Raw genomic sequence first — 14,087 nt, 5'->3', positions numbered from 1 at the left:
CGGACACAAGGTACCGATATCGTTGATCAATCACGATGGCGCCACCAGCCCGTCATTGTGAAACAGCCGGGAAACTCCACCTTCCGGCGGTCCAACAAACGGTATCGGATCAAAACCGCCGAGGCTCTAATTGCCGCTGGATGACAGTTCAGTGGCAGGTCAAAATGCCCACACTTGACCGCCAACGTCGACAACACTGCAAGCTATGTCAATGATTTGAAACGTCTTCGGGTATGGCCTTTTATCTTGCCCTCTTATTTGGGGTCGAGTTTTTGCAAGTCTTCGCCATCGTCGGTTCTCCTCCATAACAAGTAATCGTGCTCTGTTCCACGCCAGGCCGGCAAGGTTTGCGTTGTGACGAGGGTCTGATACGCCGCGCACCCTTCCGTGCTCTGCGACGGGATGGCTGGACCGCACGAGAGCGGATTGCGAACCGCCGCTGCACATGTCGCCATCGGATTTACGGGGCAGCATCACAGGCATTCCTGCGTGGTCCGCGCATTGCGGCCACAGGCAAGATATCGTGCTTCCCGTTGTCCTGGTCTGTATCATTCCTCTGCCGCTCACGCGGACCTCCTTGAGCTGTTCGAGCCATCAGCCGGCTGGTGATGAAGCGGTGATGATCATGAGTTCGCGAGGCCCAGCCGTTGCAGTTTGGCAGCATTCGCCGCGGCAATGTCCGGCGCCGATGCGTCGGGATCGCCGACATAGAAGGTACCGTCGCGCCACATCGCATGCATCACGGTGGCGAGTTTGCGGGCTACCGCGACCCGCGCCTTGGCGTGGCATTTCGTCTTCGCGAGCTTCAGTCCCCAGGTCTTGAGCGCGTCGTGTCCCTTGAAGCGGGTGAGCAGCGCCGAGGCGGCCTCATAGAGTGCCCGGCGCACGTCGGGATCGCCGGCCTTGCTGATGCGGCCCTGCACGTCGATCGACGTTCCGGACTGCCATCGGCGTGACGTCAGCCCGAAGTAGGCGGCGACGTTGCGCGACCGGCGGAAGCGATGTGGGTCGTCGATGGCGCTGCTGTAGCTGAGTGCGGTCACGGGACCGACGCCGGGGATCGCCATGAAGCGGCGGCACAGCTCGTCGCGCATCGCGATCTGGACAACCAGCTTGTGCAGCACCAGATACTCGGCCCAGAGCGTGCACGAAGCATGCAGTCCATCAGCCCCGCCGTCATTGCATCGCCGGCAACGGCGGTGCGCACCGCCTTCTCCATCGCACCGCGGCCGACCTTGCCGAGCCGAATGCCGAACACCTTCAGCGAGTGGCGGATGGCGTTCTCGATGTCGAGGAACTTGCGTTTGAGATTTCGCCGCTGAACGAGCAACAGCCGGATCCGGTAGCAGCTCTCCGACTTGATGTGCGCCTGGCGGAACCAGCCGGTGCGCATGATGTGCGCGATGCCGAGCGCATCGGCGGCGTCGGTCTTGTTACGCTGGGCCGACAGCGCTGCACGGACATGACGCGTCTCCAGGCAGACGACCGGGAGACCCTGCTGTTGCAGTTCGGTGTGCAACCATGGTGACAGCGAACCTGCCTCGTGACCGACGCGGCGCAAGCGTCCCGTGTAAAGTCGAAGCGCATCCGCGATCTGCCGCGGGTCCGTATCGACCGCCGTCTCCAGCGCCACGGAACCGTCATCGCCGACCACGCAGATCGCCGTCTCGTCGATCGATACATCAAGTCCTGCAAAATACTCCATCACCCGACTCCTTCGCTTCCGCCCGGAAGCAAGGGTCGCGCCATCGACCGGGGCTGTGCAAGGCTCAGGCATCGCCAAGTTCCCGCCAAATACAGCGGCCTTCCCAATCGGCCAGAGGTCTGACCTCAGAACAAACCAATAACTTGACATCTCCCCATGTCGCTGTGCGACGCTGAATGTCGCGCCGTAGTGTGCCAAAAATGTGCCAGAACCGCCATGCCCAAATATGCCGGCTATGATAGGCGTCGCCGCGAGTCAACTGAGGAAGTCCTCCAAGCGTCGCAGCGCCCAGCGTGTGGGCATAGACATGATCGGCGGCATTGGGCGCCCACATGATCGGTGCAACCTTTGCCACAACATTGCCGTCTTCACTAGCCGCCATGAACGTGATCGACTTGCTTGATCCACTACCGTCGATGGCCTTGTTCGCCTGCTCCTGACGGCTGCTTGCCTCAGTATCCAGCCGCAAGTCGACCGTCGATTGACGGCCCCAAGTAAGCCATTCAACATCCCGGGCGCCAAGTGTTTGCTCCGGGGATATCGTTTCGAAGTTCGGTTTGTAGTGCACAGGGCGCGAACAACTTCTGCGTTCCAAGTGTACGGCGATGTTCAATCAGTTCCAGCGTTCTGGCGATCAAGGCGCTGCGGCGCTCTAGCAAGGCATCGGGTCGTTGTCGCCAACCGCGTGTGAAGATGTCGACTGCGCGTGGCAGACGGAAGAGACGTGCTTCGTAGATGCGACCGTTGCCAGTCCATGACGAACATGCGGTGACTTCCACGTCGCCATAGCCATCGACGCGATGTGTTGCTCCACCATCTTCATGTCGAAAGACGGCGGCATGCAGCACGGGACCGGCTGGGGCCAACATCTGGACGAATGTCGGATCAAACAACAGCTCGCCCAAACGAACAATCATGTGTGCGTTCCACAAATGGCTGATGCGCGGGGCCGCTGGATGACCGACGGTCGTGGAAGAGACGGGCGCATCTCCATGATAGGTACGCACGTTGATCCCCGTGCGATGAAAGCTGGCATCGACGCGCCCGAGCGCATGAAAAACATCCACCAACGCGCTCGCTACGAGCAGGCAACGTCCCCGCCTGCGAACATCTTCAAGAGTGAACGCTCCCGTCTCCACCCCCGCTCGCCACAGAATACGCATCAATGCCAAGCCGAGTTCGACATCCTGTCTCTGATCGAGCGTCAGCGTGGACGCTCGGGAAAATTGGGCCGCGGAAAAATGAAACATTGGTGACCACTCTGGCTGGAAGCATTCTTCGGGCACCTAAACAGCAGCCAGGTCTCAGTCGAAAACACACCTGACTGCGCAAGGCGTCAACTTGCTCGCGGCCGTCGACGCGGGTAGCGCGGCGTTCCGGCCAGCAGCATTGACACCATGGCGATGTCCAGAAATCGACGCTCATAAGATGCCATCTTGGCCAGGCCCTCTTGGGTCAATTGTCCGCCCATCGCCCGCCGCTGCTTTTCCAGGTGGAAGGAGGCACGCGCTTCGGTCCAATAGCCCAGCCCTACCGTTCTTTCGATGAATTTGCGCGGGATTGCAAAGGTGAGACCGTCAATCTCGAAGTGCGCAAAGTTGGCTTCGGCTTGGGTACGGTCCTCCCCTTGTCTGTCCGCGAGCATGTATTGTGCAATCGTGTCGATCGCCCAAGCTTCCGCATCCTCCAGGCTGACCCCGGGTTCAGTGGTTGGTGTGCCGAACACGAAAGGATAGCCGACGGGTAGCCCCTCCATCTCGATGTCGGCGTGATACTGCCCGGCACCGACGCAGTAGAGGTGCACACCGCAAAACCGTCGGATGTGGATGTAAGGTGCTGCGGCTGCCTCCAAGCCCGTCACTGCGGCGATCGCCACAGGAGCACCAATGGCCATGAGCTCGTGCGCTCTCACCTGCGCCGCCGGCATGAGCCGGGCGAGGTTTTTGCGTGCCTTTTCACGATTTTGGGCACTGCGATGATCGTACATGCTGAGGCTCCTGGCGATCTTCTGCCTTAAGGCAAGGTTCCCGTCCTGCCGCACGGCAACCCCGCGGGTGCTGCACCAGCGGAAGTGGACGGGAACGTTCCCTGCTCTCTAAGTAGACAGGATGGCGCGAACGCCCTCGAAGCTTACGAGATCGATGCGGGCCTCGTCGCGAGGGCCGGCTGGCGGGGTGATGACTACCGCGTGGTCTTCGGCACGGTCGAAAGCCGTCGCCAGAATCCCCCGCTCACGCAGCAACCAGGCCACAATTCCAGCAAAACGTTCTTTGGCGCCTGCCCAATTGCCCCAGACCGAGGTTGGAGTTGAAAGACCCTCCAGGGACCTGTGATACCAAAAGACGGTATCGAGCACCGATTCGATGGCTTTCATTTGCTGCGAGGCGAGAGGCTCTGAAGCGAACTGCTCCTCGGCCGTTGCAATCAATTGGTTGACCCGGCCCGCTGGAATGTGAAAAATTTGCTTGCTTGGTCCTTCATTCGCAATAAGGACGATGAGATCGCGCTGCGATTGACTTTGCTCACTCACCCAAAGGTGCAGCACCGAGCCATCAGGTGCAACGGGCAAAGACCCAAAGTCGCAAGCTTCCGGACGTGCGGTCTCGGCAATGAGTTGCTTCTTTCCATCGATCATGACTTTCGTCATATAGGCTTGAGCGTAGCCGAGCGATCCGGCGAACCAGTTATCCAGCCGGGAGACCAAGGCTGTCAACGCGAGCAGGGATGTGCCCGCAAGTTCACTGTCCAGGCCATTGCGCAGGATGGCAGCACATTCCACCAGTGCCCGCTGGCGCAGACTTCCAGTGCGCTGAGGGTTTGCTGAAAGGATGTTCCGTCCGATGGTGATCAAATCCTCATATTGATCTGGCCGATAGCCGAGCAGCGCCATGCGCTGCTCGGCTGCTAGTTGGACCTTAATGAAACAGTTGGCGCCCAGAAACACCAGGGTTCCGGCATTTGCAGTGTGTTGGAAACGGTTGTGCACTTTCGACCCCAAACCCGCTGCTTGTTCGCACCGGTGAGAAAACGATGGCACATGCAGAAAAAGTCTGGTGGCACCTCTCTCGGTGCCACCTTGAGACGCAGCATTGGCGGCGGCGACCCGGCCACCAAAACTGCGCCTCCGCTCGGCGCTGAGGGTAGATGTCAGTTGCCGGCCCGGCAAAACTCGTAGCGACCAAAAGTGTCGTCGGGATCAAAATCAGGAACGAGCAGATCGGGCGTGGCTACTTCCGGCAAAGGATCGCCAACAACAAAGTCGGGAAGTTGCCAAACCGCATCCAACCCAGGAAGCCCATCCCTGCCGCGATAAAGATCTGCAGCACGTGCGGCCTCGAAGTAAGACTTGGAGCGTCGCAGCAATCTTTCAACTCCTGCTTGCCGGAAGCGCGGCCCTCGAAAGTTTGGTGCGGGCGGAATTTTCGTCACAAAGAGGTTGAGCCCCTCATGATACTGATCGTACCAAGCCAGCCAGAGGTGCGCGACCGGTGCATAGCCTACGCGGGCCGTATCGATGAATTTTCTGCCTTTTGGCCAGGTAGCTGGGATTTTGTGGACGATCTCGTCGAGCATATAGAATTGCCAACGGTTGTTCGTCCCTAGAGCATTGTAAGTTTGCGCCGCGTAGAGACGATAACGCAGCCAATGTGCCGCGTAGTAGCCACTGGCAAGAAGGTCCTCGTACGACGAGCCAAAGTCGTCAAAACAGCGCGCCAGATACAATGTCCGGAGTCTTCGCCCGCTGATCGTAATGGCATCGTCCTGCCCGATAGCGTCGATGTTGATGTTGGCGCTCACGTCGAAATGACAGGCGAGGTGATGGCGTTTTCGGGCATCGTCTTGCGCCGGATAGAACATCGTCGCCTGGACGATCGCTTCGAAGGAACAGCCGTCGAACGGCAGCTCAAGAGTATCTGGAATTGTTGGCATCTCTGGTGGAACCCCCATCGGGGCGATAGGAACCACCAATCGTTTGTTTCCGGTGAACGAGCAGCAATGCGTGGCCCGCGTTGCAGTGCTTATGTTGCCAGAGCCCGCATTCAAACGGAAAAATCTGCCTCCGCCCGAACATTTCGGACCGTCTTCTTCCATTTACATCTGATCGACATCCCCGCAAATGGCCTTAACTGACGAGCCGGCGTATCTGATGTTTGCGAGCGCCGCATCAACCTGCGGGCAAATTGATCCAAATCAGAATAATTTGCGCTAAGTCGATTCCATTGTCCTGCGCCGCGATTCAGAACTCCGAGCGATCGATTCATAACTCGAGAACGGCGTTACATGGCAAACGGCGTTTGTAGCTTGCGGGGCAGTAGCCGACGGTCGTCTTCCACCATGAACAGGAGGATGACGATGGGGACTAGAAAAGAGCGCCTGGAGAAACAAAGAGACTATCAGCGAGCATACAGGGCGAGGCGCAGACAAGAGCGCGCTCCCGATCGAGATGACATAGCAAGAACTATGCTGCATTACATGATTGTGACGTCACAGAGGCGCGGCAGTGACCGGCTATTAAGCAAGGTGGTTCAGGAGGTTTCTCGGCAACTGGTCGATCAAGGCTTTAGTGCGGTAGCAACGAAGGCTGCCTGGCTGGACCTTCTCGAACGCTACGAAGACGGATGGTCTTTTTTCCCGAAACCACATCTGCGGCGAGATGCGTCCCGCCACACCAACGATGGCAGCCAAACCTGACTGCTTACACACTCTTCGCCTGTAAGGCGGCCGAACCTGCGGAGGAATCTGGCCAACCCTGCTTCTGAATTCAGCTAACGATGCCCATGCATGTCTGGGGGCGGCGTTCTGATCTAGCATGAACTCGCTGCCACAAACGGCGTTTGCATGACCTGAACGTCTCCCCCCATTACTCCATCACACGGCGTTTTCGGGGCGACCGATTCAAGACTCCGTATTTCTGTTACAGCCGTTGTCGCGAAGCAAGGCGTTCAGTTCAGGGCCGATAAGCGTGCCATGCTCGAGCAGCGCATCGGCGACGGCCTGAACAGCGTGTCGATGGCTCCGGACCAGCTTGCGGGCCTGTCCGTAGGCGCGTTCGAGGCGATCGTTGACGAGGCCTGAGAGTTCACCTCCGATTTCGAGTTGGGCAAATGTCGCCTCAACCTGCCGGTAGAGCAGCGGCATCTCCTTTGAGAAGCCGAGCGTGGTTTCCAGCGCAAGCGCCAACTCGGTTGCCTGGCCAAGGTCACTCCGCAGCGATCCGCCCGCACCGGCCGACACCGTCCCCAAAAACTCCTCTTCCGCAGCACGCCCGGCGAGTTTCGCGATAATCTGCGCAGTTATGCCGGCTTCGCTCTGCGTAACGAAACTGTAGGTCTCGCCCTCAACCTGCCCACCTTGCCGGCCGTCTATCGTGACAGCTTCAATGTTGGCAGTGCCGAGGATCAGATGAGCTACAACATGGCCGGCTTCGTGAATGGCCATGCGGCTGCGCAAAGATTGCGGCCAGACGGGCTTGTTGCCAGCGAGCCGGGCCTGAAGATCGGCGAAACTCAGAGGGCGGCGTTCGCGGCGCGCCATCTGGCGTGCTTCGCGAACGATACGCTCGATGTCGGCCCCGGTCAGCCCGCTTGCCTGCCGAGCAAGTTTGCCCAGAACCGCTTTGCTCTTACAGTCGATCTCATCCACCTGCAATTCTTGCCTCCATGAACATTCCAGTCTCCGCCAGCTTTGCTGGCGTGCTACAGATTGGATGCGCTGCCATTGGGCCGTCCAAGACGATACCAACGCGAAAGTGTCCGGGCCCATGATTGGTCGTGCGACACCATGACGAGATCCGATGTCGTAATCAGTCTATCGGTACCTGTGAGAACCGGATGACCTGTCGCCAAGCCGACAAGATGCGACACAGGCCGCGTTGCAATCATCCAATAATCGAGGATGGGCGCTTCAGCAGCCAGCTGCCCTGGATCAGTACCATCGCGGATTCGTTCCATATCCGCGGCCAGGCTACTTAGGCGATCAACCTCGCGCTCGAAGCGAGGATCATGACGGCCGTTCTGTGGGTCAAACATCAACATTGTTCCTAGGTGCTCCTGTGCACGACAGTTAGGTCGTCCGCGGGTATGTGCCTCTGGAGTTGAGATCTGCTGGTGCAGCACAGCTCGGTACCGCGAACTTTTCCGCGCCAGCGCTTCCGGGCCATGCCGGCAGATTACGCCTCAGCACTGGCGACGATGGCTTCGAGATCGGCACCAAGATGGTGACGCAGGATTTCCGCCAACGCATCGATATCTGGCGGGGGAATGACGATGTGCGTTTCCAAGCGTCCCGAGCGCAGAAGTGCCGGATCGATCATTTGTGGCAAGTTGCTGGCGGCAACGACGATGACACCCGACGACCTGGCGGCGCCGTCGAGTAGCTCCAAGCCCCTGTTAACCACGGAGCTCCAATATTGGTCCCATTCCCCGCGCCGTTCGCGGCTGCCGATCCCGTCAAGTTCATCGACAAAGAGAATGCAGGGCTTCGCCGCCTCGGCCTCGGCAAATGTTCCGACCATGCGTCGGAGCACCTCACCGAGGTACCCAGGCTCGAGCCAAGCCGCCACAGAGCTTGCGATCATCGGCACCTGCAAGCTGTTGCAGAGAGCCCGGGCAAACAAGGTCTTTCCGGTGCCGGGCGGCCCTGATAGCAGGATTCTGGTACTCATCTCCCCCCATTGAAGCTTGCCACCTCGCCAAAGATCGAGGTCTTCCCTGAGCGACAGGGCCCAAGCCGCAGCCTCCCCATAGCCGGCAAGGGACTCAATGCGGGGAACAAAACGATCCGACATGGAGCCCGATGGCAGCGTCGGCTGAATGACCTCCGCACCGCTAGCTGGCCCGCGGCTAGGTTTGCGCTTCGCTCCGCCTGCAGCGCTGCGTCCTGAACTTCCGGCGCTGCGCATTTCCTGCGCCGCCAGGTAGCGTCGGCGGCCTATGTCGCCCAACAATTCGAATGCGCGAACCGGCAACTGACCAGCCCGGATTGTCAGGGCCAGATCCGACAGCGAAAGCGCGGCGATGTGTTCGGCAACAAGTTCGCCATCATGGCACGCTCCAAGCACTGCAATCATCGTCTTCCTAACGATGCCAGGCGTCAGCGGACCGCAATCGAGGTGAAGAGAGGCTGCCCGTCCAAGCACTTCAGGGATTATGCGCCCACGCTCGGCTATGCCAACGACGAGATAGCCGCTCTCGGCCGCGAAGGCCAGTTGCCGCTCTCGCCAATCGCTGTCATCGTCATCCAGTTCTGAGGCTTTGAAGGCGACGGCATGCCACCTTGGGTCTTTGGCTCGCGAGAAGCGCATCGATCCTTTGCGCGAGAGTTCACCGCCCTCACAGATAGCCACCCGACCCGGCACAACCGCACCCCCGGCGAGCAAGTCCAGAAACGCCTCTTCGAAACCATCAACCTTCGCAGAGATGCTGACCAAAGGCGATGGCGTTGCGAGCGCTGCCACGATGTCTCCGACGGTTTGCCCGATCTTGCAGGCAGCCCGTGAGATTAGCAGCAGCGTTGCGACATCGCTGGCCCGCAGCGGCATTGCCGAAGCGCGTACCGCATCTACGAGCCAAGGCGCTTTATGGTTTGGACTGCCTTCTGCACCCTCCTGGAGGGTACCGCCCCTGTTGTTGGCACTTAATTTTACCGAGGTCGTGCGGAAGAAGTCGTCGTGATCATCCCCACGCCTGGCGCGCCCTGAAGCACTGCTCCGGCGGATCATCCGCAGCGCTTCCTCAACCGACTTGCCGGCGACCATAGGTCCGACTGAAAAACTGCATGCCCCCGCACCGCGAAAGTCGGCAACTCCTCCGGCACTGACTCGAAGGATACCGCTGGCAACCGCGTCATGAACCGCGTCGTATGCCGCCCGCCGTCGCAGCCGTTTGACAAAATATCCGGCCAAACGCGCTTCCATCATCGGCTGTCCTTTCCAGCCAACCATTGCGGCTTCATGTCCAAGAGTCCGAGGTCAGCGAGCCACACCGCGACCAATCGACATGCCTGATCACCAGCCTCGACCGCTTCTGCGAGCCGCTCAGCAACAGAGGCCGGCAGCGGCACGCGATGCACAATGGCAGAGCGAGCAAAATGGACGGCGAGCCCGACAACAACAGCTGGGTCATCAGCAGGCTTGAGCTGGCAACCGCACGACGTGACCAGCCCCGCGCGCGCCAAGCGCACACAATTCGGACTGTGGCCAAGCAGTTCCAGCACAACCTGCATCGAATTGGCTTTCTTCGCCCGAGGCAGTTGATCTGCCGGGGCTTCATGCCAGAGGGCATGCGTGTCCGGCTGTTTGCCAAGATCAAGCACGGTCCGGCGGATCAAGCGCTGGTCCACTGGTGAAGAACGGGCGGCCTTGTCCGCGGGAGGTGGAGGCTCAGCGACAGAGTGGCGCTGTGGCTTGCTGGAACGAGGCTCAAACATGGGCAAAGTTACTCCCGTCCGCAGCGGTGCTGCGGTTCAAATGGAATGATGGTGATGGAAGCCAGGACGCTAGCGCAGACGCTTTAAGCTCCTGACGTCAGCAACTCAGATCGTCTTCGCCCTCAGAAGGCGTTGTTGCGCCCGGCGGGCGCTACCAGCAGACCGCAGGGATGATCAGGCATTCATAGCGATCGTGCCGTTTCATGCCGCTCGAGCCAAACAGATCATCCAAACGGACCGACGCGACCGGTTCACTGAACAGAAACAAGTCAACGTCGACAGGACCACCAACCTGGTCCAGCGACTTGTTGTTCACATATCTCGGGATAAAGGTGCTCATAGCTCAGGCCTTTCCGCGTAAGGGATCTGGGTCAGGCCCTCGGCGGTGCGGGAACACCGTCGAGGGCCGATTTGCCCCGGACTCATGTTCGAGGCAGAATCATCTTGGCAGGATCCAGAGGAGATCTGAGCCCTCAAAATGCGAGCCGATAAGAAATCTCGATCGAATGGTGAACAACGGGCTCACGCAGAAGATCGGCGGCAAAGAATCGTGCCTGAAGGCGGGAACCGCTGGCGATGATCACCCCAGCTGCTTGCATGCCAGGCCACACGGCGCCACAATGCCCGCTTGTTGAAGGCATCGCGGCACATGAAAGAACCTGCGACCGGAATCGACCTATACGCCCGATTCTCGCGCGACGGTCCGCCGAGCGAACTGGCACTCAATCCGCCAGCCGAACTGCCGTATGAGGCTCCAAATCTTGAGACAGCCCTGTCATCAGCGAGGCCTGGGCGAAAGAAGCCGACTGCTTTACTCGCAATCCGCTCCGGCAAACATCGAGACTAGGGATCTAAGGGGCAACCGCCAAGCGAGACCGCTCTTGGGCACAGACAAAGGTCATCGTGAGGTGCTCCCCGATTTTGGACCGCCCGGCTGGGGAATTTTCCCGGGGTAGCACTCACGGCGGACCGGATGCGCCGGAGGCATTCATGAGCGATATCGGCGACTTGTTACCGATGTCGCTGTGAGGACGAACCTCGTTGTAGTCTCGACGCCATTCCTCCATTTTCTGACGGGCGTCGTCAAGGGTCAGGAACATTGCTGGTTCAGGCACTCGGCTCGGAACTTGCCGTTGAACGACTCGATACGCATTGTCCGTGGGCTTGCCGGGCCGTGAGAAGTCCAGGACCACGTCTCGCTGATAAGCCCACAGATCGAGGTCTCTGGAGATGAACTCGCTTCCATTGTCCACCCTGATCATCTTGGGATAGCCAACCTCGCAGCAGACCCGCTCGAGCGTCTGTACAACGTCTTCGCCCCGGTAGCTGAATCGCGGATCCGTCGCCGGCGCATAGCGGGAATGGGTGTCGACGATGGTCAGGATGCGCAGCTTCCGGCCGGTGGCCAACTGGTCATGCACAAAGTCCATCGCCCAGACCTGGTTGGAGTGGGTGGCATCAGTTCTATCCTCCCGTAGCTTGGCCTTTACACGCCGCTTCGGCGTCTTGTTCCGCAGTTGCAGCCCCAACTCGTTGGAAAGCCTACGCGTTCGCTTCATGTTGATGGGCCATCCTTCGCGCAACAGCAGGACATGCACCCGTCGGTAGCCATAGCGAACACGCGTCTCGCAGATCTCCTTGATCCGATGCTTGAGATCGGCCTACTCACCGCGCTTCTCCTGGTAAGTGTAAAGGGACCGGTCGATCCGCAAGGCATTGCAGGCTTTGCGGATCGAGACCTTCCAGACGTCCCTTAACTCATCGACAAGCTGGCGCCGGCGGGCAGGCCTCAGAGCTTTTTTGCCAGGACGTCCTGCAACATCGCCTTATCCAGCGACAGATCCGCGACGATCCGTTTGAGCTTGGCGTTCTCTTCCTCGAGCTGCCGCAGCCGCTTCACCTCGGACGGCATCAGACCGCAATAGCGCTTGCGCCAGTTGTAGAACGTCGCCTCGGATATCCCGACCTTCCGGCACACCTCGCCGATCGCCGTTCCGTCCTCAGCCTGCTTCAGAACAAAGGCGATCTGCGCCTCCGAAAACTTCGATGCCTTCATCGGATTCTCCATATCCCGGTCGAGGATCATAACTGGAAAATCCCAGCCTAAAACGGTCCGAATTACTGGGAGCACGTGAGACCTCGGTCGCATCCTTCTCGTCGATCTCCATCGCCCATTTCACATCAGCCTTGGTGAAACCGATGTTCTTCAGCCGATGATAGATGTGCTCGACAGCTGGCCGATATCGATCGAGCAGACTAACTGCCCCCCATTTCGGATATCGCCTTCGCCATGGCCCGACCGACTACGTCAGGAGCAAAATGGCTTTCGATGTTTTCCCGGGCGAGCGATGCTCGTTGCTGAGCGAGCGCCGGATTGTTATAAATAAGCCTTAGGCTATCAACAAAATAGTCAAGATCTGGATCAGCCCACACCTGCTTTTCGGCATGTGGATATGCACCAATTGGCACATCCACTAGCCTAAAGGGCGACAAAAAGCTGTTTTCAGCAGACATGAACTCAAGATTCCCAGAGTAACCGGTTGCAATGACTGGCTTTCCGCGGGCCATACACTCGGCGAGAATTAAGCCAAAGCCTTCACTGCGATGGGGTGAGATAAAGACGTCACACGCGCTTTGAACAAAGTCGATAGCGCCTTGGTCTGTTCTGCTATCCATAATGACGATACGCTCATCGAGCGCCGCGAGCCGGCGAATTTCACGCGCTGTAGGATTGTCGACGGTCGAAGAGTGCGTCTTGATGACGAGAGTCGCGCGCTGCTCTGAGCGAGCGAGCGGAAAGGCGTCCATAAAAGCCTGGACGGCACCCAGCGGGTTCTTTCGCGCGGCATAAGATGCAAGATCGAACATCGTAAGAACTGTGAACGACTCTTCTGGCAGCCCTAAGCGGCGTTTAGCTTCGAGCTTGTCGATGAGGCGGACCGAGATGGCTGGCGCAACGATCCTTACGTTCGTATGCACGGCAGCAACAGATTGTCGCGTAAACTCAGAAGCTACCCAGATTTCGTGCAATTTCGATGCTTCACCGCGCCACGGTGCTGGCAGTGAAGGCAGTTCCCAATACCATTCGCCAACTCGATATTTCGAACGCCAAAAGCGCCGCTTGGTGTACATATCCAATGTAGAGTAGATATCCGGGTTTGCGAACAGTATTGCTTTATTGTCTATCTCATCTGAATTGACTACATCCTCAGTGCCTGATATGTGAAGATAATCATCAATTCCTTCTATATTTATACGTGCCGAACGCAATCCTGTTGTCTGCAGTGCGGCAAGACGCGAGCGTGCGATCTGACCGAGACCTTTGGGAGATCGAAATAACCCAAAGAAAACAATATCATGGGATTCAGATTGATCACTGGGCATGTGACTGCTCACGGCTTCGATATTGGCCATGCAAGGAGGCACAGATCGACAACTGACCTTCCTTTTTAGCCGCCGAGTTGCGGACTTCCTGCCTCTCAACACACTGATCAGTAGTTGCTGCGTAAGGAATCGAGCGCTGGGGACGCTGCTATCCAAAATATTGATCCCCGAATGGTTCATCTCTCGATCAAACCACTCTGCGAAACTGCCCCTGAATATGAGGCGAGCAATCCAGACCTTAAACCAGACCCATCGCGAAACCGTTTCATCGGATCCCAAATGAATGGGCCTATCTTGGGTCAACATCTCTACTGCCTACCGTTTCTTTTCGCGCTAGATGGACGTCTGCGCACCTGGTTATATGCGTCTTGATAGCGTCAGCAAGAGCTACAAAACACCTCATGGGCAGTGACCTGAGACCCCAATCTCCTCCGGTTTGAGGGAGAGTCCTTGGTTTCGTGATCCGATACCGTTTATTGGACCGCCGGAAGGTGGAGTTTCCCGGCTGTTTCACAATGACGGGCTGGTGGCGCCATCGTGATTGATCAACGATATCGGTACCTTGTGTCCG

Annotated in this window: 14 protein-coding genes and 1 pseudogene; 1 reads left to right on the top strand and 14 read right to left on the bottom strand. The window is 58.5% G+C overall.

Annotated features, from left to right (window positions below; all coding sequences use genetic code 11):
• Nucleotides 1–623: 623 nt before the first annotated feature.
• The 9 genes and pseudogenes from C8K44_RS26550 to C8K44_RS27630 all read right to left on the bottom strand — a co-directional run bounded on the left by C8K44_RS26550 (nucleotide 624) and on the right by C8K44_RS27630 (nucleotide 8,648).
• Nucleotides 624–1,705: pseudogene (locus tag C8K44_RS26550) on the bottom strand (IS110 family transposase).
• Nucleotides 1,706–1,769: 64 nt separating this feature from the next.
• Nucleotides 1,770–2,174, bottom strand: a complete 405-nt coding sequence (locus C8K44_RS26545) for a hypothetical protein (protein ID WP_146204024.1) — start codon at nucleotides 2,172–2,174, stop codon at nucleotides 1,770–1,772.
• Nucleotides 2,175–2,208: 34 nt separating this feature from the next.
• Nucleotides 2,209–2,955 carry a hypothetical protein gene (locus tag C8K44_RS27425; protein WP_146204023.1) on the bottom strand — a complete coding sequence of 249 codons (747 nt, stop codon included), beginning with the start codon at nucleotides 2,953–2,955 and terminating at the stop codon, nucleotides 2,209–2,211.
• An 86-nt stretch (nucleotides 2,956–3,041) separates the two neighbouring features.
• Nucleotides 3,042–3,692, bottom strand: coding sequence for a hypothetical protein (locus C8K44_RS26535; protein WP_146204022.1), 651 nt, complete (start codon nucleotides 3,690–3,692; stop codon nucleotides 3,042–3,044).
• 108 nt (nucleotides 3,693–3,800) lie between these two features.
• Nucleotides 3,801–4,691, bottom strand: coding sequence for a hypothetical protein (locus C8K44_RS26530; RefSeq protein WP_146204021.1), 891 nt, complete (start codon nucleotides 4,689–4,691; stop codon nucleotides 3,801–3,803).
• A 161-nt stretch (nucleotides 4,692–4,852) separates the two neighbouring features.
• Nucleotides 4,853–5,797 carry a hypothetical protein gene (locus tag C8K44_RS26525; protein WP_146204020.1) on the bottom strand — a complete coding sequence of 315 codons (945 nt, stop codon included), beginning with the start codon at nucleotides 5,795–5,797 and terminating at the stop codon, nucleotides 4,853–4,855.
• Between the two features lie 804 nt (nucleotides 5,798–6,601).
• Nucleotides 6,602–7,348: an ATP-dependent Zn protease gene (locus C8K44_RS26515; RefSeq protein ID WP_158282815.1), complete on the bottom strand. Its 747-nt coding sequence runs from the start codon at nucleotides 7,346–7,348 to the stop codon at nucleotides 6,602–6,604.
• Between the two features lie 53 nt (nucleotides 7,349–7,401).
• Nucleotides 7,402–7,734, bottom strand: coding sequence for a DUF6634 family protein (locus C8K44_RS27635; RefSeq protein ID WP_158282814.1), 333 nt, complete (start codon nucleotides 7,732–7,734; stop codon nucleotides 7,402–7,404).
• A 140-nt stretch (nucleotides 7,735–7,874) separates the two neighbouring features.
• Nucleotides 7,875–8,648, bottom strand: coding sequence for an ATP-binding protein (locus C8K44_RS27630; RefSeq protein ID WP_210206243.1), 774 nt, complete (start codon nucleotides 8,646–8,648; stop codon nucleotides 7,875–7,877).
• A 168-nt stretch (nucleotides 8,649–8,816) separates the two neighbouring features.
• Between C8K44_RS27630 and C8K44_RS27625 the strand changes: the two genes are divergently transcribed.
• The gene (locus C8K44_RS27625) at nucleotides 8,817–8,954 is read left to right on the top strand and encodes a hypothetical protein (RefSeq protein ID WP_158282812.1); all 138 of its coding nucleotides are present in this window, start codon (nucleotides 8,817–8,819) and stop codon (nucleotides 8,952–8,954) included.
• Between the two features lie 665 nt (nucleotides 8,955–9,619).
• Here the strand turns inward: C8K44_RS27625 and C8K44_RS27420 are convergent.
• The 5 genes from C8K44_RS27420 to C8K44_RS26485 all read right to left on the bottom strand — a co-directional run bounded on the left by C8K44_RS27420 (nucleotide 9,620) and on the right by C8K44_RS26485 (nucleotide 13,546).
• Entirely contained in the window at nucleotides 9,620–10,033 is a 414-nt protein-coding gene (locus C8K44_RS27420) for a hypothetical protein (RefSeq protein WP_146204019.1), read from the bottom strand.
• Between the two features lie 250 nt (nucleotides 10,034–10,283).
• A complete protein-coding gene (locus tag C8K44_RS26500) occupies nucleotides 10,284–10,472 on the bottom strand; it encodes a hypothetical protein (RefSeq protein ID WP_109578751.1) in 189 nt (62 codons plus the stop codon).
• A gap of 619 nt (nucleotides 10,473–11,091) precedes the next feature.
• Nucleotides 11,092–11,766 (bottom strand): IS3 family transposase, encoded by a 675-nt coding sequence (locus C8K44_RS28115; protein WP_348626361.1) that lies wholly within the window; start codon nucleotides 11,764–11,766, stop codon nucleotides 11,092–11,094.
• A gap of 155 nt (nucleotides 11,767–11,921) precedes the next feature.
• A complete protein-coding gene (locus C8K44_RS28110) occupies nucleotides 11,922–12,218 on the bottom strand; it encodes a transposase (protein ID WP_245417652.1) in 297 nt (98 codons plus the stop codon).
• Between the two features lie 170 nt (nucleotides 12,219–12,388).
• Complete coding sequence (locus C8K44_RS26485; protein ID WP_158282811.1) at nucleotides 12,389–13,546, bottom strand: glycosyltransferase family 4 protein; 1,158 nt, start codon at nucleotides 13,544–13,546, stop codon at nucleotides 12,389–12,391.
• Between the last annotated feature and the right edge of the window lie 541 nt (nucleotides 13,547–14,087).

The sequence above is a fragment of the Aminobacter sp. AP02 genome, assembly GCF_003148805.1.
In the GTDB taxonomy this organism is placed as follows: Bacteria; Pseudomonadota; Alphaproteobacteria; order Rhizobiales; family Rhizobiaceae; genus Aminobacter.
The sequence above is the reverse complement of the archived record's forward strand: the minus strand, read 5'-3'. Positions and strand labels throughout refer to the sequence as shown.

Excerpts from the sequence above, each read along its gene's own strand:
- C8K44_RS27425 (WP_146204023.1), bottom strand. The coding sequence starts at position 2,955 with ATGTTTCATTTTTCCGCGGCCCAATTTTCCCGAGCGTCCACGCTGACG.
- C8K44_RS26535 (WP_146204022.1), bottom strand. The coding sequence starts at position 3,692 with ATGTACGATCATCGCAGTGCCCAAAATCGTGAAAAGGCACGCAAAAAC.
- C8K44_RS26525 (WP_146204020.1), bottom strand. The coding sequence starts at position 5,797 with ATGGAAGAAGACGGTCCGAAATGTTCGGGCGGAGGCAGATTTTTCCGT.
- C8K44_RS27635 (WP_158282814.1), bottom strand. The coding sequence starts at position 7,734 with ATGTTTGACCCACAGAACGGCCGTCATGATCCTCGCTTCGAGCGCGAG.
- C8K44_RS26500 (WP_109578751.1), bottom strand. The coding sequence starts at position 10,472 with ATGAGCACCTTTATCCCGAGATATGTGAACAACAAGTCGCTGGACCAG.
- C8K44_RS28110 (WP_245417652.1), bottom strand. The coding sequence starts at position 12,218 with ATGATCCTCGACCGGGATATGGAGAATCCGATGAAGGCATCGAAGTTT.
- C8K44_RS26485 (WP_158282811.1), bottom strand. The coding sequence starts at position 13,546 with ATGGCCAATATCGAAGCCGTGAGCAGTCACATGCCCAGTGATCAATCT.